Origin of the sequence: Chitinophaga sp. OAE865 (assembly GCF_040546735.1) — a bacterium.
GTDB classification, from domain to species: Bacteria; Bacteroidota; Bacteroidia; order Chitinophagales; family Chitinophagaceae; genus Chitinophaga; species Chitinophaga polysaccharea_A.
Genome location: NZ_JBEPOF010000001.1, coordinates 199592 through 223303 on the forward strand (window position 1 = coordinate 199592; position 23712 = coordinate 223303).

Annotated in this window: 17 protein-coding genes; 7 read left to right on the plus strand and 10 right to left on the minus strand. The window is 46.6% G+C overall.

Annotated features, from left to right (window positions below):
- The first annotated feature begins 42 nt into the window (after positions 1-42).
- Positions 43-624 carry an RNA polymerase sigma factor gene (locus ABIE50_RS00795; protein WP_235015960.1) on the plus strand — a complete coding sequence of 194 codons (582 nt, stop codon included), beginning with the start codon at positions 43-45 and terminating at the stop codon, positions 622-624.
- A 578-nt stretch (positions 625-1202) separates the two neighbouring features.
- Here the strand turns inward: ABIE50_RS00795 and ABIE50_RS00800 are convergent.
- Positions 1203-2402, minus strand: coding sequence for a thiolase family protein (locus tag ABIE50_RS00800; protein ID WP_209856864.1), 1200 nt, complete (start codon positions 2400-2402; stop codon positions 1203-1205).
- A 245-nt stretch (positions 2403-2647) separates the two neighbouring features.
- Between ABIE50_RS00800 and ABIE50_RS00805 the strand changes: the two genes are divergently transcribed.
- The 4 genes from ABIE50_RS00805 (at position 2648) to ABIE50_RS00820 (ending at position 8146) form a co-directional block, all read left to right on the plus strand.
- Positions 2648-4576, plus strand: coding sequence for a hypothetical protein (locus ABIE50_RS00805; protein ID WP_209856862.1), 1929 nt, complete (start codon positions 2648-2650; stop codon positions 4574-4576).
- 147 nt (positions 4577-4723) lie between these two features.
- Positions 4724-5767, plus strand: a complete 1044-nt coding sequence (gene rlmN / locus ABIE50_RS00810) for a dual-specificity RNA methyltransferase RlmN (RefSeq protein WP_142685621.1) — start codon at positions 4724-4726, stop codon at positions 5765-5767.
- A gap of 57 nt (positions 5768-5824) precedes the next feature.
- Positions 5825-7387: a pseudouridine synthase gene (locus tag ABIE50_RS00815; protein ID WP_209856860.1), complete on the plus strand. Its 1563-nt coding sequence runs from the start codon at positions 5825-5827 to the stop codon at positions 7385-7387.
- A 15-nt stretch (positions 7388-7402) separates the two neighbouring features.
- On the plus strand, positions 7403-8146 hold the full coding sequence (locus tag ABIE50_RS00820) for an RluA family pseudouridine synthase (RefSeq protein ID WP_209856858.1): 744 nt from the start codon (positions 7403-7405) through the stop codon (positions 8144-8146).
- Positions 8147-8201: 55 nt separating this feature from the next.
- Here ABIE50_RS00820 and ABIE50_RS00825 read toward each other — a convergent pair whose 3' ends face one another.
- From ABIE50_RS00825 to ABIE50_RS00855, 7 genes are all read right to left on the minus strand, one after another.
- Positions 8202-9935, minus strand: coding sequence for a metallophosphoesterase (locus tag ABIE50_RS00825; protein ID WP_209856856.1), 1734 nt, complete (start codon positions 9933-9935; stop codon positions 8202-8204).
- Positions 9936-9959: 24 nt separating this feature from the next.
- Positions 9960-11504, minus strand: coding sequence for a RagB/SusD family nutrient uptake outer membrane protein (locus ABIE50_RS00830; protein WP_209856854.1), 1545 nt, complete (start codon positions 11502-11504; stop codon positions 9960-9962).
- Between the two features lie 20 nt (positions 11505-11524).
- Complete coding sequence (locus ABIE50_RS00835) at positions 11525-14830, minus strand: TonB-dependent receptor (protein ID WP_354027830.1); 3306 nt, start codon at positions 14828-14830, stop codon at positions 11525-11527.
- A gap of 255 nt (positions 14831-15085) precedes the next feature.
- Positions 15086-16093, minus strand: coding sequence for a FecR family protein (locus ABIE50_RS00840; RefSeq protein WP_209856852.1), 1008 nt, complete (start codon positions 16091-16093; stop codon positions 15086-15088).
- A gap of 171 nt (positions 16094-16264) precedes the next feature.
- Positions 16265-16867 carry an RNA polymerase sigma-70 factor gene (locus tag ABIE50_RS00845; protein ID WP_209856850.1) on the minus strand — a complete coding sequence of 201 codons (603 nt, stop codon included), beginning with the start codon at positions 16865-16867 and terminating at the stop codon, positions 16265-16267.
- A 311-nt stretch (positions 16868-17178) separates the two neighbouring features.
- Positions 17179-17814: a peroxiredoxin gene (locus ABIE50_RS00850; protein ID WP_209856847.1), complete on the minus strand. Its 636-nt coding sequence runs from the start codon at positions 17812-17814 to the stop codon at positions 17179-17181.
- 435 nt (positions 17815-18249) lie between these two features.
- Positions 18250-18879, minus strand: a complete 630-nt coding sequence (locus ABIE50_RS00855) for a hypothetical protein (RefSeq protein WP_209856845.1) — start codon at positions 18877-18879, stop codon at positions 18250-18252.
- Between the two features lie 139 nt (positions 18880-19018).
- Here ABIE50_RS00855 and ABIE50_RS00860 point away from each other — a divergent pair, with 139 nt between their 5' ends.
- Positions 19019-20023 (plus strand): helix-turn-helix transcriptional regulator, encoded by a 1005-nt coding sequence (locus ABIE50_RS00860; RefSeq protein ID WP_209856843.1) that lies wholly within the window; start codon positions 19019-19021, stop codon positions 20021-20023.
- Between the two features lie 46 nt (positions 20024-20069).
- On the opposite strand, the gene ABIE50_RS00865 is transcribed toward ABIE50_RS00860, so the two are convergent.
- The gene (locus ABIE50_RS00865) at positions 20070-20792 is read right to left on the minus strand and encodes a LolA family protein (RefSeq protein ID WP_209856841.1); all 723 of its coding nucleotides are present in this window, start codon (positions 20790-20792) and stop codon (positions 20070-20072) included.
- Positions 20793-20900: 108 nt separating this feature from the next.
- On the opposite strand from ABIE50_RS00865, the gene ade reads away from it, so the two are divergent.
- Positions 20901-22541: an adenine deaminase gene (gene ade, locus ABIE50_RS00870; RefSeq protein ID WP_209856839.1), complete on the plus strand. Its 1641-nt coding sequence runs from the start codon at positions 20901-20903 to the stop codon at positions 22539-22541.
- 51 nt (positions 22542-22592) lie between these two features.
- On the opposite strand, the gene ABIE50_RS00875 is transcribed toward ade, so the two are convergent.
- The gene (locus ABIE50_RS00875; RefSeq protein ID WP_209856836.1) at positions 22593-23684 is read right to left on the minus strand and encodes an anhydro-N-acetylmuramic acid kinase; all 1092 of its coding nucleotides are present in this window, start codon (positions 23682-23684) and stop codon (positions 22593-22595) included.
- Positions 23685-23712 lie beyond the last annotated feature (28 nt).

Here is a 23712-nt window from a genome sequence, read left to right on the forward strand (position 1 = left end):
AAATCTGTATTTATTTACTAACCCGCCTAGTTGTAGAAGTTTATGCAAGTAATGTACAAATTGTGCGATGAGCAGTTGATTACCCTCTTTAAAAAGGGGCATTCTTCCGCATTAGAAGAGTTGGTTCACCGTCATAAAGATAAGGTGTTCACTTCTATTCTGTTACTGGTTAAGGATTCCTTCCTCGCGGAAGATATTTTCCAGGACACCTTCATTAAAATTATTGATACCATCAGGGCTGAACGTTATACTGAAAAGGGAAAGTTTTTACCCTGGGCAATGCGTATTGCGCATAACCTTTGTGTAGATCATTTCCGTAAGATCAAGCGGACACCGATGATCAGGACAGGGGACGATAAGGATATTTTCGATGTGTTGGGCTTCAGCGACAGTTGTGCAGAAGAGAAGCTCATCACCCGCCAGAGCCACGATCGCGTTCGCAGGATGCTGGATATGCTGCCGGAAGAACAACGGGAAGTAATTATCCTGCGCCACTATGCAGAATTAAGTTTTAAAGAAATTGCAGATCTCACGCAAGTGAGTATCAATACCGCACTGGGTCGGATGCGTTATGGTCTGATCAATCTCCGTAAAATGATGACGGAGAAACAAATCTGTCTATGAGGAACCCTTTTTTTTGCTTGCCAGCAACGAGCGGCCGGATGTAATGTCCGACCGCTCGCTATTTTAGGGGGTGCGAAGTTTGTCTGACTCAGGATTAAACTGATTACGCTGATTTTATTTTTTGGGGATATAAATGATTTTAAAGCGGTATTGCCCCGTTAAGGCAAGAATGGGAGTATAGATGCTTCCCGGATACTTCTCAGATACTTAGGAGTGGTCTATGTGTAGTACTCCTCATATAGTTCTCATACACTCCTCATACTGTCAACACGAACTAATAATGCTCTTTCAATGCTAAGTGCATGCACTTAGCCCTGTTTAAGGCGTAAAAGCGCTTTATAAAATCCTGGAAATAGGTTTGCAAAAACCGGCAAAACCGGCGGATTGGTTTTGCTACTCATTGCCCGGATGGTAATTTAGCGGTAGATTACCAGACAACAATGATTTAAAAAGATTTGAGGAGATAAGCGGTTCACGTAAATCTCCCCAAATCCTTTTAAATCCAAAGTAATCAGATCAGCGTAATCAGTTTAATCCTGGGTCAGACAACATCCGCGTAATCGCCGAAGGCGATCTGCTCAGATCCGCTCAAACACCATGGCAGCGCCCTGCCCTACGCCCACGCACATGGTGGCTAAGCCATATCTTGCACCTTCTCTCCGTTTCATTTCGTGGAGCAGTGTGGCGGTAATGCGTGCACCGCTGCAACCCAGCGGGTGACCAATGGCAATAGCGCCTCCGTTTACATTTACGATATCCGGGTTTAATGCCAGGTCGCGCATACAGGCGAGCGACTGTGCAGCAAAGGCTTCATTAAGCTCAGCCAGGTGCAGCTGGTCTACCGTTATGCCGGCACGCTGCAAAGCTTTTCTGGAGGCTGGTACCGGGCCTATCCCCATAATGGAGGGGTCCACTCCCGCTACCGCCATGCCTTTTATTTGCGCCAGCGGCTGAAGATTAAACTGCTTCAGCGCTTTCTCAGATACAATTAATACGGCCGCCGCACCATCATTAATACCGGAAGAATTGCCCGCTGTAACGGAGCCGCCTTTTGCAAAAGCCGGACGTAAGCCGGAAAGCTTTTCCAGCGTGGTATCACGGGGATGCTCATCTTTTGAAAAAATAACCTGCTCCTCTTTATTAGGTGTGATGGGTACCGGGATAATTTCATCCTGCCATTTACCCGCCTCCAGTGCCTGCCTGTAAAGGGTTTGGCTCCGCAGCGCAAAAAGATCCTGTTCTTCCCTCCCTATCTTCCATTGATTCGCCACATTTTCTGCAGTTTCACCCATGGAAAAAGGATAATACATGTCTGCCAGTTTTTTATTGGTAAAACGCCAGCCGATAGTAGAATCATACATCTCTGTTTTACGGCTGAAAGCCCCGTCGGACTTGCTCATCACAAAAGGCGCCCGGGTCATGCTTTCCACGCCGCCGGCCAGGTACACATCCCCTTCCCCGCACATAATGGCGCGTGCAGCATCCATAATTGCCTGCATACCGGAAGCGCATAAACGATTTACGGTATTACCTGCCACCGTTACCGGCAATCCCGCCAGCAAGGCCGCCATACGCGCCACATTCCGGTTGTCTTCACCAGCCTGGTTGGCAGCACCGGCAATCACATCTTCTATTACAGCAGGATCAAGGGAAGGATTTCTTTCCATCAGCGCTTTGAGCAGCAGCGCCAGCAGGTCATCCGGGCGTACCATACTTAATGCGCCTCCATAGCGGCCTATGGGCGTACGCACCGCATCTACAATATATGCAACTTGCATGTGGTTGTTTTGGTTTATATGCAAATAAAACACATCCCGCCAACTCAACCAATAAAACTACCAGGGCGCCGCTATTGATAGCGGCTGGCCTAAGACGGGGAATTTTCATCCTGGTTACGCGAAAATTTACAAAAACCGCCAGATATACCCCTATTTCCGCCTTTCAGTAATTGTCGCTTGCCGGCTCCGGTTAGCGGAACTAGTTTTGCCGCTGTCATTAATTTTATCAAAAAATAACCCCAAAAATGAAACACCTTAGAAGCCTGGTGTGGCTGGCAACCTGTTTGCTCGGCATCACACCTGTAATTGTGAAAGCTCAGCAACCCGCAGGAGAAAATGAAGCAAATCTTTCCGAACTTCTGTACAGACCCATTAAGCCCACAGCCAAAATAATGGAAGGCCCCGAACCTTCCCGGCAGGTAGCCATTCCCCGTAGCGCCGTAAACGTGAGAAACCTCCGGGCCGCTCCTAAATGGAACATGGCGGCAGACAACAATACACGGCAAATCAATATCGATAATCTGCAGCTGTTGCCGGATAAAGTGATTACTTTTAAAAAAGTCAATGCCCCGGCGTATTGTACGCCCCCTACTGTAACCATCGGCTGCTGCAGTTATTCCATTAAAGACGAAGTAGCCGGCAAAAATCTCCTGTACGCCTCTCCGGCAGCGGTGTTCAGCAATGAAAACGATGCCCGCACCTTTGCACAGAGCCTGTCGCCCAAAGTACCGTTCTTCCTTCCGTATACCAACAGCAAGGTATATCCGGCCGGCGCCTGGAAATATGATAACGGCAGTGGTCACGGCTCGATCGACTTCCTTAAAACCAGCGATGCCTACGGCCCCGGCATAGATCCTACTTTTGGCGTGTATGCCTCTGCAGCCGGAAAAGTGGTTACCGCGATGTGGGACCCGTTCTTTGGGAATGTGGTGATCATAGAGCATAAAGCGGCAGATGGCACCTCTTACCGCACCGGTTACTTCCATCTGCGGGGTGGATTTGATCATGATGTGGCCAATGCGAAAGCCATCAATGTAAAAGACCCCAATGATAAAGACGCCCGTGATACCAAGTATAAAAAATTCGCTAATCTCCCCAACCCCTCACAATTATTATGGGGTACCAATGCACAAAAGCTGAAAGTAAAGGCGGGAGATAATGTATTTGCAGGTCAGCAAATTGCCTGGGCCGGCAATACTGGCTTTGGAGGCGCCGGATGGGGACTTAACCAGGATGGTACTCCCACCAATCCCAATACTGCCAATAACCACCTTCACTTCATGCTTTGGATAAAAAGTCCTGGTACCGGGGCCGACTGGATGGAAGTAGACCCCTATGGAGTGTATGCCACCTCAGAAAGCAGCAACAGCTCATGTTATGAAATAGGCGCCAATGGCGGGTTTAACAGGTTCTTTGCGCCATTCTATCCTTCCTTTCATAATGTACCGGTGCAATATATCACCCAATACTGGGGCTACTACACCGGCATGGGCATGGCGCTGCAAACACTAAGCGTACATAAATCAGGCAACCAGTACCTGGCTTCCGGCTCTTTTCAGCAGGGACTACCCGGCGCCTGGTACTGCCGAATTAACATGAACAGTACCCAATACCAACAGTATTTCGACGAGTACTACGGAAAAGGATATATTCCCCGGCAGATCTCCGTTACCAGTGATAACGCCGGTAACCCCCTGTTCACGGCCATCTGGCAGAAAAGAGGCAATGAAAGCTTTGCCGCCGTACACAATGCAACCGATGACGTATATGCCGCCAAATGGAAAACCTTCGTGGAACAACAAAAAATGCGCGTAACCGAGCACGTAGTGTATTATGTGGGTGGGAAACGCTATCACGCCGGGGTATTCGGCAGCAGCAACCCCGGAGGATTTTATATGTATTATGGCATGAATGCTAACGACTTTGTGAAGAAGTTTGATGAACTGAACAAAGCCGGGCTCATGACCGTAAATGTAAATATCGAGGAAAACGGAAGCCAGAATAATGTAGGCGGGCTCTGGTGGCCCAAAAACAAGGCATATTATTCTTATATGAATATGTCTCCGGCCGACTATCAGGCTAAATTTACCGATCTCAACGCCCAGGGATACAGGCTGTTCAGGGTGCAGGGATATGATAATTCCTCCCATTTTGCCGCCATCTGGATGAAGTAGACCGAATATACTCACAAAAGCGGGTGCCACAGCTGAAAACGGCTGTGGCACTTGTTTTTAAGGTCATTCTGTCAGTACGCCAATATTACGTATCTTTGCAGTTACTTTCCGACTGCCGTAAGGCAGCCAGTGGCTCAAATAATGATAATGAAGTCTGACAATAAAAACATCCGGCACTTAAGTTTACCGGCTTTACAGGAATATTTCGGATCAATAGGCGAAAAGCCTTTCCGTGCAAAACAGGTATACGAATGGCTCTGGCTACGGCATGCCGATAGCTTTGAGGCAATGACCAACCTCTCCAAAGAATTAAGACAAAAATTAACGGAGCATTTTACCCTTCCGGCTGTTAAGATAGATGCCGTGCAACAAAGCAATGACGGCACCATCAAGAGCCGTTTCCGCTTACACGATAATCACCTGGTGGAAGGCGTGCTGATCCCTACAGACACCCGGCAAACTGCCTGTGTGTCATCGCAGGTGGGCTGCAGCCTGAGCTGTAAGTTCTGTGCTACCGGCTATATGGACCGTAAGCGTAACCTCGATTATGATGAAATTTATGACGAAGTGGCCCTTATTAATAAACAGGCCCTGGAATCGTCCGGTAAAAAACTGAGCAACATTGTATTCATGGGCATGGGCGAGCCCCTGCTTAATTACAGGAACGTGCTGCAGGCAATTGAGCGCATCACTTCTCCCGATGGACTGGGTATGTCGCCAAAACGCATTACCGTTTCCACTGCCGGCGTAGCCAAAATGATCCGGCAGCTGGGCGACGATAAAGTGCGTTTTAACCTGGCATTGTCTTTACACGCAGCCAATGATAAAAAACGCAGTGAGATCATGCCTATCAACGACTCCAACAGTCTGAAGGAACTGATAGACGCATTGAACTACTTCTATAAGGCTACTGAAAATGAAATCTCTTTCGAATATATCCTCTTCAAAGATTTTAACGACTCAAAACAGGATGCTGATGAGCTGATTAAAATATACAGGCAGGTACCTGCCGACCTGGTAAATATTATCGAATACAACCCGATCGATATGGCCAGGTTCCAGAAGCCGGATGCCCAGACTGCTGAAGAATTCATGGAGTATCTTGCAAAAAACCGTGTGAATGCAAGATTACGCCGCAGTCGTGGTAAAGATATTGACGCTGCATGCGGGCAACTGGCCAATAAAGGCTGATACAATAATAATATTCCTATTGATCATCCGGGCATGATCATCAATCAATAATAATTTATGAAGAAAAAACAACCTGCTAAAAAAGGGTTTGGTCCATCAAGGGATAACAAATTTGGTAACAGCGACAAACCAGCAGGCAACCGCAACCGCTCTTCTGCTGATGGCGAAAGGCCAGGAAGAGCATCTGCAAAAGATAATCGCGGCGCTGATAGTTCCTCCTCCCGTAAACCCCGCTTTGACAGTGGAAATACCGGCGATGAAAAACCTTCTTTCCGCAAACGCACTTTCGACAGCAATGGCAGACCAGCCCGCAAAAAAGGCCCTGCTACCGATAGCCTGGGAAATGACAGACCCCAACGCGGCAAACGAAGCAACAGCGAAGATAAGCCGGCATTCAAACGCAGCTTCGGTGAAAAGAATGAAGAGAAACGCTCTTTCGGCAGAAGCGATGATAAACGTTCCTTTGGCCGCGACGAAAAACCTGGTTTCCGTAAACGCTTTGATAAAGAGGAAAAACCTTACAAACGTAACAGCGATAACGATTTCAAAGACGGGAAAAATAAACCGGACAGCGAACGCGCTTTCAGCGCTTTCAGAAAAGATAACGAACGCCCGGAACGCACACGCAGCTTCGACAAGGAAGATAACGGTGAAAGGCCTCCGCGCAAACGTACCTACAACGCAGGAACCACCAGGAAAAGCGACGACAGCGCCTTTCATTTCCATGGAGAAAAGAAAAAAGGCGGCAAGGAAACACCCAGCGGTTTTAACCGTAAAAAATTCTTTGACAAAACCAATGAGCGCTTCGCTGATAAACAGGACAGGAAAAAAAGCATAAAAGAAAGAAGCACTAACGATAACGAATATACGAACGAACACAAGGAAAGTATATTCGGACCGGGTGAAATGCCCTTGAACAAATATGTGGCGCATTGCGGTCTTTGCTCCCGCAGGAAAGCGGTAGACCTGATCAAGGAAGGCAAAGTAACCGTGAACGGGAAAGTGGTGCTTGAACCTGCCACCAAAGTAACTGCCGCCGATGTGGTAACTATGCAGGATAAAAAGATCACTCCTACCAAAAACCTGGTATACATACTCCTGAATAAGCCAAAAGGCTACATCACCACCACCGATGATCCCGAAGGCCGCAAAACCGTAATGGACCTGATCCAGGACGCAGCTGAAAATGAAAGGGTATATCCTGTAGGACGCCTCGACCGTAACACTTCAGGATTACTGCTCCTCACCAACGATGGTGAACTGGCACAGCGCCTGGCGCACCCTAAAAACAATATCAAAAAGATCTACCAGGTAGAACTGGATAAACCGCTTACCAAAACCGATTTTGATAAGATCGTTGCCGGCGTAACCCTGGAAGATGGCGTAGCCTTTGTAGACGCATTAGGCTACGTGGATCCGAAAGATAAAAAGCAGGTAGGCATCGAAATCCACAGTGGTAAGAACCGTATTGTGCGCCGCATTTTTGAGCACCTGGAATATACGGTGGAAAAACTGGACCGTGTAATGTATGCAGGGCTTACCAAAAAAACACTGAACCGTGGCCAGTGGCGCTTCCTCAGTGAGAAAGAAGTAATCCTGCTGAAACACTTTAAAAAATAACCGCCGAATTACGGAATGCGATTAACAGAACATATTATACTGGAAACGCCTGATTTTGTTGTGGTCAACAAGCCTTCAGGAATACTTACATTACCCGACCGTCATGATAACGAGCTTACTTCCCTCATAGCGGTTATGAAAAAAGCCTACGGGGAAATTTATACCGTGCACCGGCTCGACCGCGACACCAGCGGTATTATACTGTTTGCCCGTAACGAAGCGGCCCATAAATATTTCTCACAGCTTTTTGAAAGCAGGGATGTAAAGAAATTTTACCTGGGCCTCGTAAGTGGCCAGCCGGTGCCTAAACAAGGCAACGTAAGCGAAGGTATTATGGAACACCCTGTACAAAAAGGTAAGATGGTAACTAACCGCAAGGGAAAACCTTCTTCTACGGATTACGAAGTGCTGGAGGAATTCGGGCTTTACAGCCTGGTGAGAATGCAGATCCACACCGGCCGTACTCACCAGATCAGGGTGCATATGAAGTTCCTGGGTCACCCTATTGCAGTAGATGAATTTTATGGCAGTGCCCAACCTGTGATGTTATCTTCCATTAAGAAGAAATTCAAATTAAGTAAGCACACAGAAGAAGAAAGGCCGCTGCTAAGCCGGTTGGCCCTGCATGCCTCTATGCTGATCTTTACGGATCCTAACGGCAAGGAATATACGATTGAAGCGCCTTTGCCAAAAGATATGAGCGCATTGCTGACACAGCTGCGAAAACATCGTGGCAAGCAGCCAGCCAATGAAGAATAAAAAAATAAGGCCGGGTAATTATACCCGGCCTTATTTTTCACTGTTACTATCCTGACTATTTCACCAATTCAGTTGCTTTTCCCTGGTTTGCGGCTATAGTGCTCCCGTTTTCAAGATAGATCCTGCCATCCCTGTAAACGGCAGGATAAGTTTTCCCATCTTTAAAATAATTCCCGGGAACCGGGATATCACCTGCCTTTCCAAGCTTTACCGGTGCTTTAAACCTGTCAATAATCCACTCCCCGGTTGAAGGGCGGAATACGGCCATTTCGGCCCTGCCATCGCCATCATAATCACCGGGAACGGGAATATCGCCCGGCACATGTTTTACCTGCAGCGGGATATTGCCCAAACTTGTTTGCCATATAGAATTATCGGTGCGGAATATTCCTACATCCAGCAAGCCATCCCCGTCATAATCTGCCGGAACAGGAATACCATTTTTATGCCCGAACCTGATACTGTCCATGCCATTGAAATACCAGGTTAAATTAGACGGGCGGTACACTGCCACCTCTGCAAAACCATCCCCGTCATAATCGCCGCATACCGGGATATCCCCTTGCTGTCCGAGTACAATAGCTTCTCCATCCTGGAAATAAAACCTGCCTTCTGAGGGTCTGAACACAGCCAATTCCGTTTTGCCGTCACCGTTATAATCTGCCGGAGCGGGAATATCCCCCTCTTTACCAAATGCTACATCCTGCTGCCCTGCTATCTTCCATACCCCCCCGGTAAAGAAAGCGATATCAGTTTGCTGATCATTGTTGTAGTCATGATAGCGGGCTACTGTTGTATGATGCAGCCAGGGAAGAGTAAATTCGCTGTCTGCATCCTTCTCTTCCTCCCCCGTATAGGGTGAAAAAGTGCTGACACTGATCAGGTCTTTTGATCTGGAAAATTTCATCAAACGCATTAAGCCATGACCACCATCCGGCCGGCTCTGGTAATCAGATAAAAATGACCTGATAATATTGCCGGCGTACCCATCCTGCCGGTATCCTTCGCCATTATCTCCCACATGTCCTGATAAGGTTAGCATCACATTAGGGTAGCTTTTCAACCGGTCGAATACACGTTGGGCCTGTTTGGAAAATTTCGGAAAGCCTTTCTCATTGGTACCCGCTTTTTTATTGAAATGAATGATGGAGTGACTAACAAGTATTGCCTTCCTGTCGCTGTATTTCTCCAATAACTGGCTGGCCCATTTGTTCATTCCCTCAATATCTTCTCCATAGGAATCATATTCTAAAAAGATGCTGATGAACTTAATTCCACCGGCTTCAAAAAGATCATAGTGACTATCATTATTATCGCCATAGTGGCCGCCATACCATTTCTTATCTTTAAAATGCTCAATACCAAAATACTTGTTGTACTGATCTGTTTTACCACTTACAGGATACTGGCTTTTAGTCTGGTCGTGATTTCCTACCGCCAAGCCGTATGGAATACCTTGCGGATACCCTGGTTGTGGCTTTTCCAATACATACATCGACGCGGCAGCATTTTCCCATTGCCGGGGGAACTTCTCACCATCATCTGATATATCTCCGAGATGGATCACGTATTTAATGTTTTCCTTTATCGCATTCTTTACTATCCATTCCGTTTGCGCAGTAAACATTTCCTTCTTCCCCCCATTCTTCTCAGCAGTATAATACTGGGTATCGGGAAGAACAACAATTGAAAACTCATCTTCTTCTTTTTGCACCTGCTCACCTGCAATGCTGTGACCGGTTACAGCCAACAGTAACAATATATAAAGACCTCTGTGTAGTTTCATCATCACAACATACTCATTTAAAAACTGCTAAAAATAACCGGGATTCTGTATGATCTTCGGATTTAACCCTACCTCATTTTGCGGTATTGGAAATAATAACTGGTGCTTATCAATTGCATAGGCATCGGAAGAAAGATAAGGAAGCTGTTCCCTGATCTTTACACCAAAAGCATTGATCACCGTTAACGCCTTACCGCTTCTGAGCAGATCGGTCCAGCGATGGTTTTCAAATGCCAGTTCAACTCTCCGCTCATGAAAGATCTTTTCCCGCAGCTGGGCAGGATCGGTATTGGTGTAATCAGCCAGGCCGGCTCTTCTTCTTACCCTGTTTAAAGGGGCGAGTGCGTCTGAAGATTTGCCCTGTTCATTTAAAGCCTCTGCAAGTAAGAGCAGGGCATCTGAAAAGCGATATACAGGGAAATCGTCGCCGGAGCCGGTAGGTGCTTCAAGCGGCGCATGCAGATATTTCTTGATGTAGGGAACACCAATTTTGCCGGTAGCAGGAACATAGTTGATAATGCTTTTTGCAGCTGAATAACTGAAATACCGGCTGGCATCATAAGTACCTTCTGCAATACCAATGGAAGCATCCAGGCGTTTATCGCCGGCCTCAAAATCACTGATCAGGTCATCGCTGGGCGTATTCCATCCGCCGGAACCGGTATTGTCGATTGAAATACCTGTTAACAGTTTAGTGTCTTTACTTCTCGGTAAAAAATTAAAGGGAAGCGGATTTGGTGTAGCCCCGGTTAATGTACCACCAAGGAACTGGATCTCAAAAACTGACTCTTTACCATTTTTATTTGATGGCATAAATGCATCTGCATAGTTTGCATTGAGATCATATCCCATAGTAAGCATGCTGTTTAACAGCTTTTCTGCATCTGCCCATTTCTTCTGAAGGGCATACACTTCAGCAAGCAATATGGTAGCTGCTCCTTTTGTAGCTTCGCCGGTTTGCGGGAACTTTGCAGGAGACGGCAGTTCAGCAATGGCGTCCTGTGCATCGGCAATGATCTGGGCATATACTTCTTCTTCTGCGGCCCGCGCTTTAAAAGCTTCTTCTGCAGTGGTTACTTCTTTTATAAAGAGAGGAACGCCACCATATAAACGTACCAGTTTAAAATAGTTCAGCGCTCTTAAAAATTTGGCTTGTCCGTCGAGATTTGCCTTTACATCCTCTTTAAGATCGCTGCTTTTCAACCTTTCGATAACGATATTACACCGGGAAATGCCGGTATAACTGTGTTGCCAGGTTGCCGCAACATATGCGTTGGTAGAAGTGTTCGTAAAGTCTGAAATGTTTTCACGCTCTACAATAGAGGTGCCCCTGTTACCTGGTATAGCCTGGTAAATAGTGTTATCGGAGTGCATTTCGGAAGTGAAATAATCATTCACCAGCACATCCCTGAGCGGTGCATAGGCAGCTATCACTGCTGCTCTGAATTGCTGCTCCGTTTTATAGAATACGCCATCAGTGTACGCATCTTCCGGCGACCGTTCAATAAAATCCTTGGTACAGGAAGTTGCTGCTGCACATAAGAGAGCGATCACTAAATATATCTTTTTCATATTTCGTCAGCGTTAAATGATTATTTAAATGTGGTGGTAAATCCAAGAGAAAAAGTTCTTGGTATAGGATAGGCGTTTTCGTCTACCCCAACACCCAGTGTAGGATCAGATCCGCCCACATTTATCTCCGGGTTCATACCTGAATAGCCTGTAAGAACAAAGGCCTGCTGCACGGAGGCAAAAACCCGCAGGTTCTTTATCATGGCGTTTCTTAACGGCACGGTATATCCCAATGTTATATTCTTCGCAGTCAGGTAAGATCCATCTTCTATCCATTGACTGTTTACCTGTCTTCCCATTGCGGTGGTACCGGATTTTGTACGGGGATAAATACCTGAGCCGGGGTTATCTTCCGAGCGCCAGCGATCGGCTGCTGCTGCCAATGGTACCCTGGAGCCATCCATATTGGTTTGATAAGCCCATTTGGCAGCATTCAGTATTTTGCCACCAACAGAAAAAGTCATGTCGATAGTAAGGTCAAAATGTTTATACCTGAAGTTATTGACAATACCACCTGTAAATGTTGGCGTAGGATCACCAATAAAAGTGCGGTCGTTTACATCATCAATTACGCCGTCGCCATTGATATCTTTGACCTTGATGGTTCCTATATCGGAGTTGCCATTTGGTTTGGCAGCAGTGCTTAAATACTTGGGAGAGTTGGCCAGGTCGGCAGCATCTTTATATAATCCTTCAAAAACAAAACCATAGAACTCGCCAAGATGATGACCTACCTGCTGCCGGTAATAATCCGAGCTCACTGTTCCATTTCTCCTGATATATCCGGGATCTACAAGGTTAGTGATCAGGTTCCGGTCGAAAGACAATGCCAGGTTGGTATTCCATTGTAGCGCACCCGTCAGGTTTCTGGAGCTCACAGAAAATTCATGGCCCCACATTTTAAGCTCGCCTACATTGTAAATGATCTGGTTAAAGCCCGATGAAGTTGGAATGGCACGTTGCTGAATAAGTCCGTCTGTCAGTTTATGGTAGTAGTCGTACGTGAAGTTCAGGCGGTTATCGAACAGGCCAAGCTCCAGCCCGATATCCAACTGCTTATTGCGCTCCCATCTCAGGTCCTTATTAGGCAGCCTGTTAATGGTTTGCCCCTGGGTAACCGTATTATTAAAGTTGTAATAATAAGTTCCTATAGTGGCCTGCGGATCATAATTGCCGGCAAAAAAGTTATTCCCTGTAATCCCGTAACTGGCGCGGAGCTTCAGGAAGCTAACGGGTTTTACATTCTTCATGAATGATTCGTCGGTAATGATCCAGCCTGCAGACACTGATGGGAAGCTGCCCCACTGCGTATTCATACCGAATTTTGAAGAGCCATCACGCCTGAGTGCGGCCGATAAAAGGTACTTTCCTTTATAATTATAATTCAATCTTCCTATGGTCGACAGCAAGGAATAAGACCCTGCACCACTGCTTCCGGTAACGCTTGTAGCGGCGCTCAGGTATTCAATATCATCGCTGGTAAAACCAAGGCCGGTGAGTGTGTTACTATAAGTACTGTACTCCTGGGCTGAATAGCCTACCAATGCCTCTATATTATGGTCTTTCAGGAAGGTTTTGTTATATACCAGGTTTCCTTCTGCTGTCCATGAGCCGTTATCAACAGCAGAGCTGGTGCCGGTGGTTTGCCCCTGCGTACCGGTGACCAGGCCTGACTGGAAATATTTACGTGTTTCTGCGCCCTTATCTGCTGCGAGATTTGCTTTAACGCTTAACCCAGGTAAGAACTCGTAGTTCAGGTAAATGTTACCCAGTATACGGGTTGTTTTATAATCGTCGTTCGTTAATTCATAGGTAGCCAGCGGATTGATATAAGCCACCATACCGGGGGAAGCAACGTTGCGGGTATAGGTTCCATCTGCGTTGTAAGGACTTACCAGCGGGCTGGCTTCGAAGAATCTTTCGAAATAACCTCCCACCCCATCACTACTCAGCCTGTTGTTATGATCCAGCCTGTAGCTCGGCGCCAGGTTAAAACCTGCTTTAAGTTTATTGTTTGCAGTGGTGAAATCCTGGTTAAAGCGCATTGAGTATAACTTCGTCCCGGTGTTGATCAGCACACCCTGTTGCTCCTGGTAGCCGGCGATTACCGTAGAGGAGGAATGTTCACGGGCCGATTGCACCGTGAGGTCATAGCTTTGAATAGGAGCGGTTCTGGTTAACAGCTTAAACCAGTTGGTGCCCTCTCCATACTGCTCCGGATTATCATAGGCCGCGTGGTAGTCTGCAGAAACTGAGTAGCCGGGCTCATATTTCATTCCATCTTCTGCGCGTTCTTTCATAAACGTGGCAAACTCCCTTGCATTCATCATTCTCGGCAGTTTACCGGTAGGGATCTTTTGTAAACCGTAGTAGCTGGAGAATTCGATTTTTGCATCTCCCGGTTTTGCATGTTTGGTGGTAATAAGCACTACCCCGTTTGCAGCTCTTGATCCATACAATGCGGTAGCAGAAGCATCTTTCAGAAAACTATAACTTTCTATTTCTGCGGGATTAATATTATTGATACTTCCTGTGATCGGGTTGCCATCAATTACAAAAAGCGGTTGGTTACTGGAGTAAAAAGAGGCGGCGCCACGGATAATAAAACCCATACCACGTCCGGGCTGGCCGCTGGTTTGGGATACCTGTACACCGGCTACTTTTCCCTGCAGCTGCTGGGCAAACTGTGTTACAGGCATATCCTGCATGCCCGATGCATCTACAGTGGCAATGGAGCCGGTTATCTCGCGGCTTTTTTGTTTTCCGTAACTAACCACTACTTCTGTCAGTTTATTATCCGCCAGCTGCAAAGAGAAATCGAGCGTCGTGATTTTTCCTTCTTTTATAACAGTGTTAGCTGATCTCTGGGATCTGAAAGAAATATAAGATACTTCAACGGTATAGCTGCCCGGGGGAAGTTTTAAGGTATAATTACCATTGGCATCGCTTTGAGCCACCTGGCCGCTCTCCAGCACCCGCAGTGTTGCGCCGGGTAAAGCGGCTCCTTTCTCATCAACCACCCGTCCTGATAATTTACCAGGTTCCTGTGGAACGGGCTTTGTGTCGATCACAACATATCCTTCCACTATTTTATAATCAAGATTGGTTGATGCCAGCACTTTTTCGAGCAGGTCTTTTACGGTTGATCTATCGGAATCGATACTGATCCGTTGTTTAAGCCCTGTCATCAACTTTTCAGGCAACACGAACCTGATACCGCTCTTTGCCTGGATGGTCAGCAGGCTTTCCTTTACGCTGGCATGATCCAGCTTAACAGCAATCACTTTGTCCAGATGCTGGCCCCGGGCATTTCCGGCGAAAAGCATCCCGATAAAAGTAAGTTGTGCGACTAAAAGTATACATGAACATCTCATCATAAACTTAATTGTGGGATGTAATCCTTTTTGCATTAATTCTTGTATTAATAGTTGGCCCGGGATCAGCCGGAATTATTGTTACTTTAATCCTATATCCTTTTTGCCTTTGACGGGCCTACGGTTCTGACAACATCAAATGCGGCATCCTTCTCCAGGATGGACAGCTTTTTCTTAATACATACTCTTTGCTTTTATCTTTTAAGTTCAGCGAATAACGATCTCTCCGTTTTTCGTTTCGTAATTAAAATGTCCTGCGGCCGCGAGCACATTTAATATCTTATCTATTGATCCACTGGCATCCACTGTCAGTGTCATTCTTTCCGTTGATTTTGTATGCTGTCTGAATGTGATCTTCACATTATACCATCGCTGTAATACTTCAGCGATATCATTGAGTGATGCGTTGCTGAATGTTAACCTCGCTTCCTTCAGATCCAGTACTTCTTCCGGGTCAACTGTCTGCATTTTAACTTCGTTATGATCGAACAGTATTTTCTGTCCTGTGGTCAACACTGCCAGTGACCTGGAAAAGCTACTGTCTACCTGGTCTACCCTTACTTTCCCTGTGGCTACTTCCACCAGCAAAGGCTTATTTTTAAATGCCTCTATTTTAAAAGAAGTGCCCAATACTTTTGTTTGCACCTGGCCGGTATGAACCGTAAATGGCTTATGTTTTTCCTGCGTTACTTCAAAAAAAGCTTCTCCGTATAAATAGATATCCCTGGTATCTTTTGAAAAATTTTCGGGATACTTCAGGCTGCTGCCTGCCCCCAGGTATACTACACTGCTATCGGAAAGAATTATTTTTGACCGGTGCCCGTTCGGGTTACGGGTTTCTACAAGGGCCACCTGGTCCCCTTTTTTATTGCTTAAATAGCTGATGGTGTAAACACTCATGGCTGCCAGGATCAGTCCAATCCAGATGGCTGCATTCCGCATGGATAACAGGCGTTTGAGCCCACCCTTGCGCACAGTAGTTACCGGTCCTATCCTTTCATGCAATGATCTTTTCAGATCATGCTGCCGGGGATGAGCAAACTGATCATGCTCAAACACTTTCCAGTCTTTAGCCGCATTTGCCGTCAGGGCCTCATCCAGTAATTTTTCTGATGCGGGATCTTTCAGAAATAAGTTTACAAGCCTTTCTTCTTCGGCCGAACATTCGCCCGCTAAAAACTTCTTAATTAATTCCCGGTTTATTTGTATTGACATTCTATTTTAACAGAGCACTAAAGGTTCCCGTTACTTATATAGGGACAAAAAAGAAGAGGAAGGGCTATCCGTTACGTGAGCAAAACCAAGACATAACGTTCTGGTAACATTGGTATGGCTGATGAGGTATGGCAAAGCCCATGTGCATGCAATTCCTCATTCGTGTTAACACTACGGGTGAGGAATAAACAGCGTCATTGCAATAATTACCGGCAGTACGGTATCGCTATGGTTATTGAGCTGTTGTCTGAAATGATTCAGGGAGAATTTAATATGATTTTTAACGGTGTTAACAGAGATCTTGAGGTCGTTGGCAATTTCAGCATGGGTTCTGTTTCCTTCCCTGCTCATTTGAAATACGATTCTTCGCTGGGGGCTCAGTGAGTCGAGATGGAAAAGATATTTCTCCTCCAGTTCCCTGGTATGTAGCTGATGATCGGCCGGAGAGGCTATAAAGGAAAGATCGTTCTCAATAAATTCTATGGGTGTTATAGCAACTGCCTTTTTGCGGATGGCCTTAATAGTGGCATTCCTGGCCGCTCTGAAGATATATGGTTTAAACTCGCCTTCTATCTGCAGTGTATGTCTTTTATCCCATATCCACATCATCAGGTCCATTATGGCCTCCTCTGCGAAATATTCATCTTTAACATAGCCAAGCGCATAATTATACAGCCTTCCAAAATAACGATCAAATAAGTTATTAAATGCTTTGAGATTATCTTTGGTACATTCTTCCAGTAGCTGCTTATCTGATAGTGAACTATATTCCATAAAAATGGATTGAATGTATTTTTCAGCAAAACTAGAGTCCAGCTTTTATTTTTCTGCTACGAGGAATGTTAACTGTGCATTAATAAACTGTTACCGGTTCATAATATTTGATGTTGGCAATGCGGGTGTTCCCGGCGCTTTAAACTGAAACCAGGTGTTTGGTATACGGGGGGAAGAATAACCAGGCCGGAGATATGGGTGTTGCCGGTTTGCAGGGGCATAAAAAAAACGGGGAGAAATCCCCGTTTCGTAAAAATCAAAAACCAACCATTAAAAAGTCTTTATAGAGCAGCCTTACGGCTCTTTAAATATTATTTATTGGGCTGTGGTGTTGTTCTCAGATAAGGCTTGATAATTTTATGGCCTTTCGGAAAACGTGCAGGGATATCTGCTGTTGGCACCGCTGCCGTAACGATTACATCTTCTCCATCTTTCCAGTCTGCAGGGGTAGCCACGCTATACTTGGCGGTCAGCTGCAGGGAGTCCAATACACGGAGCACTTCTACGAAGTTCCTTCCTGTAGAGGCCGGGTAGGTAATGATGAGCTTTACTTTCTTGTCTGGTCCGATAATAAACAACGATCTGACCGTAAATGTTTCAGAGGCATTTGGATGAATCATATCATACAGGTTAGCCACTGTTTTGTTTTCGTCTGCAATAATAGGAAAAGTTACGTCACACTGTTGTGTTTCGTTAATATCATTTATCCAGCTCAGGTGTTTATCCAGCGGATCAACGCTTACAGCCAGCACTTTAGTATTACGTTTTGCGAACTCGTCCTTTAACTGGGCAGTTCTGCCCAATTCGGTGGTACATACCGGTGTAAAGTCTGCCGGGTGAGAAAACAGGATACCCCAACCTTCGCCGAGGTAATCGTAAAAATCTATTTCCCCTATTGTAGTATTGGCCTTGAAATTAGGAGCGGTATCTCCCAGTCTTAAACTCATAGCTTTACGATTTAATTGACCAAAAATAGTATTTTCCTACAAGATTTATAGACTTTAAGGGATTTTTTTCAGAAATTTGCGCTTTTTTTTCCCGGGCGAAGAATTTGGGAGTTAACAAACAATGGAAATCAGGGGTTAATTCAAACGGATCCCGGGCAGATGCCTTTGGGTATCAGGGGTTAACGTGCAATAGATGTAAGGCGGAGCGGTTAACGAACATGGCCCGGGGGAAACATCAACAGATGTCTGGAAATTAACATACATGGAGGTGGGGGTTAACATAAATGGATTTTTTTTCATCATTATGTGTTTCAGGGCTAACGTAAAATGGATACAGGGTTTTCAATGAATAAAAATAGTCAGGGTTAACTTAATGGACATAGAGCGTTTGTTCATGAACAAATACGGGTCCATCAATAAAAATATGGTCAATCTCTATTTGGCGGCAGAAGTATGCAACTGCCAGGCATAATAAGCCATACTGAACTTGTTATCGTTTTCCAGTGCGGCCATTGCCCGGGCTGTATCTTCTCCCAGTTCTAATTCAATAAATCCGAGATACAGGTTATACGCATCATGAAGCATTTGTATACAGTGCTCCATTTTTTCGTTAATGTCGTTGGGCTTATACTGTGCCGCAGGCGGCAGCGTAGGCTGCACGGGAACCGGCATCTGGATCACGCGCTCAATATAATAACACTCCTCATCCGCATATGCTTCCCAGTTGTCATCCTGCTGCAGGCATGGCCTTCTCATATGAAATATGAGACGATCAAATACCACTGCTGCTCCCAGTTCTGCCTCCAGGTCTATAATATCCGGCGTACGGCGCATATCTTCCAGCTTCTTCACAATGGTCATCTGTACGGCATCATGCCTGTCCTGGCTGAAACGCAGCATGGTGTTCATTACTTCATAAGTAGTTACAAAATCGCAGGGATACCACACCTCATCCAGTAGCGCCTGGCCCCAGAGCGTCAGGTAATTGGAGTCATCCATGATGATCTGCCCAATTGAAATGGCCTGTACCTGCGTAATTGCTGTAGTTGTATTTACCTTGTTCATAACCATGAGGTTTTAATAACACTACAAATCTACCGGCCCTGCACGCAAGGGATTTGCGTAGTGATCTTTTGATGATAATTTTTTTAATCCTCGTCGCAAAAGCGGGAATTGTTTATTTTTATTATCTAAATTTTATCTTTTGCCAAAGAATAAAGACGCGGTGTCGCGCTACCGCTGGATCGATGAGCGGCTGCGCAATAAGCAGAAACCCAAACCTACCCTGGAGAACCTGATTGAATATGTATCGGATAAAATGGGAACTGCAATATCTACCCGCACCATCCAGAAAGATATCCAGGATATGCGCCAGGACCCTGAACTGAATTATATGGCGCCTATCGTATATGAGCGCAGCAGCGGCACTTACCGCTACTCAGACGATAGTTTTTCCATCAGTAACTCCCCTATAGAAGAAGCAGATCTGCAGGGGCTGGAAATTGCCATTGGCATACTGGAACAATTCCGGAGCCTGCCGGTGGTACAGCAATTTGAAGACGCCATCCTGAAAATTGCGGCCAGTCTTAAAATGAACAGGGAAGCCCTCCAGCATAAAGGGCTTATTAAATTTACCAGGGCGTCCCAGTATAAAGGCGCAGAACATATCCCGGAAATAGTGGACGCCATTAAAAACCTGGAAGTGATCCGCATTGCCTATCAGAGCTTCGACCGCGATGAGCCCAAAGAGCATTGGGTAGAGCCCTATCATCTCCGCGAATACCAGCACCGGTTTTACCTGATCGGCAAAAGCCAGAAAACACGCGGCGGCGCAGTAGTTACCTTTGCGCTGGACCGGGTAGTGAAACTATGGCCCACCAATAAACATTTTGATGAAAAGAATTTTGATGAAGCCAGCTACTTCCAGCATGCAGTAGGCATCACTGTACACGATGGGGATCCTGAACATGTATTACTGAGCTTTACCCCTCGGCAGGGTAAATATGTGAAGTCGCAACCCATCCATTCCTCCCAGGAAATAGTGGAAGATAACAATGATGAATGCCGTATATCCCTTCACGTTGTTATCAACCCCGAACTTACCATGACCCTGCTGAGTTATGGCTCCCAGGTAAAAGTGCTGAAACCCGCGCACCTGGCTAAGAAAATGGCTGAGGAAGCCAAAGCCATGGCGGCGTTGTATAAATAGGCCCAACCGCTATCGGACTGTACATGGCCCGATAGCGGAACTGCGTTTAAGGATTAGGTTTGGCAAACAAACTATCCGCCACGGGCTGATTCGTTTCTATCTTCAGAATATTAATTTTCACTCCGCCCGGATCCTGCTCTGTTATGCCAGGATAAGCCAGTCCCTCAGGTGTTTTCTTATAATCAGACAACAATGTTACCAGGTCCACTTCCTGGCCCTGTACACTCATATGATTGGTGGCCTTCACAAGCAGGTAGGTTTTGGCATCCAGGTAAGCAATACCCGATGTACCATCAGCAGCAGTGATCTTTAGCTTATAAGCCGGTGATCCGTTCACAGTATCTTTCCCCTGCACTTCTATCTTTTTGCCTTTGCTTTTGTAGTCATACAGCTCTCCTCTCAGGTCCAGCTGGGTTTTCATCAGCTTGAGCATCTCAGGGTTCATGTCCTGGGGCGTTGTTTGCTGCATCACCGGCATCAGGCTCCAGCCTGCATTACGGGTTACCACCTGCACATTGCTGGTGCCATTTACCGTAAACTCCAGCCGCATGGCTTCACCCTGCTTCACCCACCGCTTAATAGGAATCGTTTGCCCCTGTACTTCCATATTTCCCTCTGCATACTGCGATTTGATGCCTTTCAATTTCTCATCACCTCCCATCGCCTCAATATTCCTGGCTATCAGCTCATCAGCAGATTGTGCGCCGGCACAATAACCAGCCAGCAGTAAAGCGGTTAACAGTGTATAAAACCTGGTTCCTGTCATCATAAAAAATATTTTCCGTTGAACAATAAAGATACCTCAAAACAACTCCGGCATCTCTTTTCAAAAAATACGCCAGCATTGAAAATACGACCTATTCCTTAGCTTTGCAAAATGAATACATTCCAGCTCTCAGGCAACCTGGTAGATATACTGCAACAGGAAATATACCCGGCTACGCTCCATATAAAAAATGGCCGCATCAGCAACATCGAACGCAACAATAACAAATACAACACCTACCTGCTCCCGGGCTTTACGGATGCGCACGTACATGTGGAAAGCTCTATGCTCATTCCTTCGGAATTCGCCCGGCTGGCTGTTGTACACGGCACCATTGCCACAGTAAGCGATCCGCATGAAATAGCCAACGTTATGGGTGTGAAGGGCGTGGAATATATGCTTGAAAATGGCCGGAAAGTGCCCTTCCGGTTTAATTTCGGCGCTCCCTCCTGTGTACCGGCCACCGCTTTTGAAACTGCCGGGGCAACAGTAACCGTGGCAGATATTGAAGCATTACTGCAGAGGAACGACATCAGGTACCTTACAGAAATGATGAACTTCCCGGGCGTACTGCATAAAGATCCGGAAGTACTCGCGAAAATAGCCGCCGCCCAAAAAGCAGGGAAGCCTGTAGATGGCCATGCTCCGGGCCTTCGTGGCGAAACCGCCGCTGCATACATTGCCGCCGGCATCAGCACAGACCATGAATGCTTTACCATAGAAGAAGCCAGGGATAAGCTGCAATACGGCATGCATATCCTCATCCGTGAAGGAAGCGCTGCGAAGAACTTTGAAGCCCTGTATCCATTGCTGCATGATCATGCCGACCGTATTATGTTCTGCAGCGACGACAAACACCCGGATAACCTGGTGGAAGGCCATATCAACCTGCTGGTAAAACGGGCGCTGGCCCACGGTGTTGACCTGTTCAAAGTATTAAAGGCAGCATGTATTAACCCGGTACTGCATTACAAACTGGACAATGGCCTGCTCCGTGTAAATGACCCGGCAGATTTTATTATAACAGATGATCTGCAAAAGCTTAATATACTGGCCACCTATATCAATGGTGTGAAAGTGGCGGAAAACGGGCAAACGCTGATACCTTCCATTTCCTCATCTCCCGTAAATAATTTTATAGCAGATCCCATAGCCGCCGGTGATATTCGTATACCCGTTAACGATAGTAATGTAAAAGAGATGAAAGTAAAAGTGATCGGCGCGATGGACGGGCAGCTGATCACGAACACACTCTCCGCGGTAATACCGGTTACCAACGGCGGAATAACCGGCGATACCCAACAGGATGTTCTCAAACTGGTGGTAATAAACCGTTACCGGAAAGCGCCGCCGGCAATAGCATTTATTCAGGGCTTCGGCCTGCAACACGGCGCCATTGCGTCTTCTGTGGCACACGACAGTCACAACATCATTGCGGTAGGAACTACCGATGAAGACATAGCCGCAGCTATCAATACCGTGATCGCCGAACAGGGCGGCATCAGCGCAGTGGGGAATGGAATGGTACAGGTATTGCCATTACCGGTAGCAGGACTGATGAGTAACCTCGACGGCTATACGGTAGCCGCCCGGTACAGTGCGTTGGACAAAGCATCGAAAGAGCTGGGATCCACGCTGGCATCCCCTTTCATGACATTATCCTTTATGGCATTGCTGGTAATACCGCATTTAAAACTGAGTGACCGTGGATTGTTTGATGGCGACAGCTTTCAATTCACAACGCCTTACTAAATAAAAAAAGCAGCGGATTCCGCTGCTTTTTTTATGACCTGATGTCTCCTGTTAACGGGTGGCCCACAATGCACCGTTAACGGAATCCCTTGATGCGCCCGTAACCCCGCTCAATACATTTTCTTCCTGCCTCCAGCGCAATGTTCCGATGAGCGCCATGATCAGTGCTTCCTTGAAACTAACGGTTTGTTCATCGGGCACTTCCACGGTAACATCCAACGGCTCCAGCTGTTGCCGGATCGTGTTTACCAGGAAAGTATTAAATGCGCCGCCACCGGTTACCAGCATTTTGCTGGGGCCTTCCGGCAGCTGCTCCTTCAGTGCTTTCACAGCAAGGGTCACCTGTGCGGCAATGTGCTCTACATACGTGCGGAGCTTACCCTGTACAGACAGACGTAAAGGCGCTATCAGCGGCAATATGGTATCGGTGCCAAAATCGTTCGCCAGTGATTTGGGCCATGGTTTGGAATAATAATCCAGTTGATTCAATTGTTCCAGCAGGCTGTTGTCGGCCACCCCGCCAGCTGCCAATGCCCCGCCATCATCGTAAGGCTTATTCAACGCTGCTGCCAGCGAATTCAGCACCCGGTTGGCCGGGCATATATCAAACGCCACAAACTGCTCCGGCAGCTGCGCAGAAATATTGGCAATGCCCCCCAGGTTAAGCCAGTACTGATACCCTGGCAACAGGTATTTTTCGCCGATAGGCACTATAGGCGCTCCCTGTCCGCCCAGCGCTACATCCACCGCTCTCAGGTCGTTGATAACGGGCAATCCCGTTACGGCGGCAATGGCAGCGCCATCGCCCAGCTGCGCCGTCATTTGCTGTGCGGGTATATGGAACGTGGTATGGCCATGTGAAGCAATAAAATGAACTTTATGATCCAGCTGGTTCTTTTCAATAAAATCCAGGATGCGCCGGCCGGTATAATGCCCGTAAGCGGTATGCAGCAACAGGTAATCTTTTGCCGGCAGGGAAGTGGCCTGTGCCAGCATCTCCACCCATTCCGGCTCATAAGGCAGGCTTTCTGAAGCCCTGATAACATAGGTCCATTGTCCGCGTATCTCGGTCAGTTCTGCAAAAACTATATCTAATCCGTCTAATGAGCTACCAGACATGGTGCCAATCACGTTATATACCATCTACAAAAATTTCAGCAAAGGTAGTTTT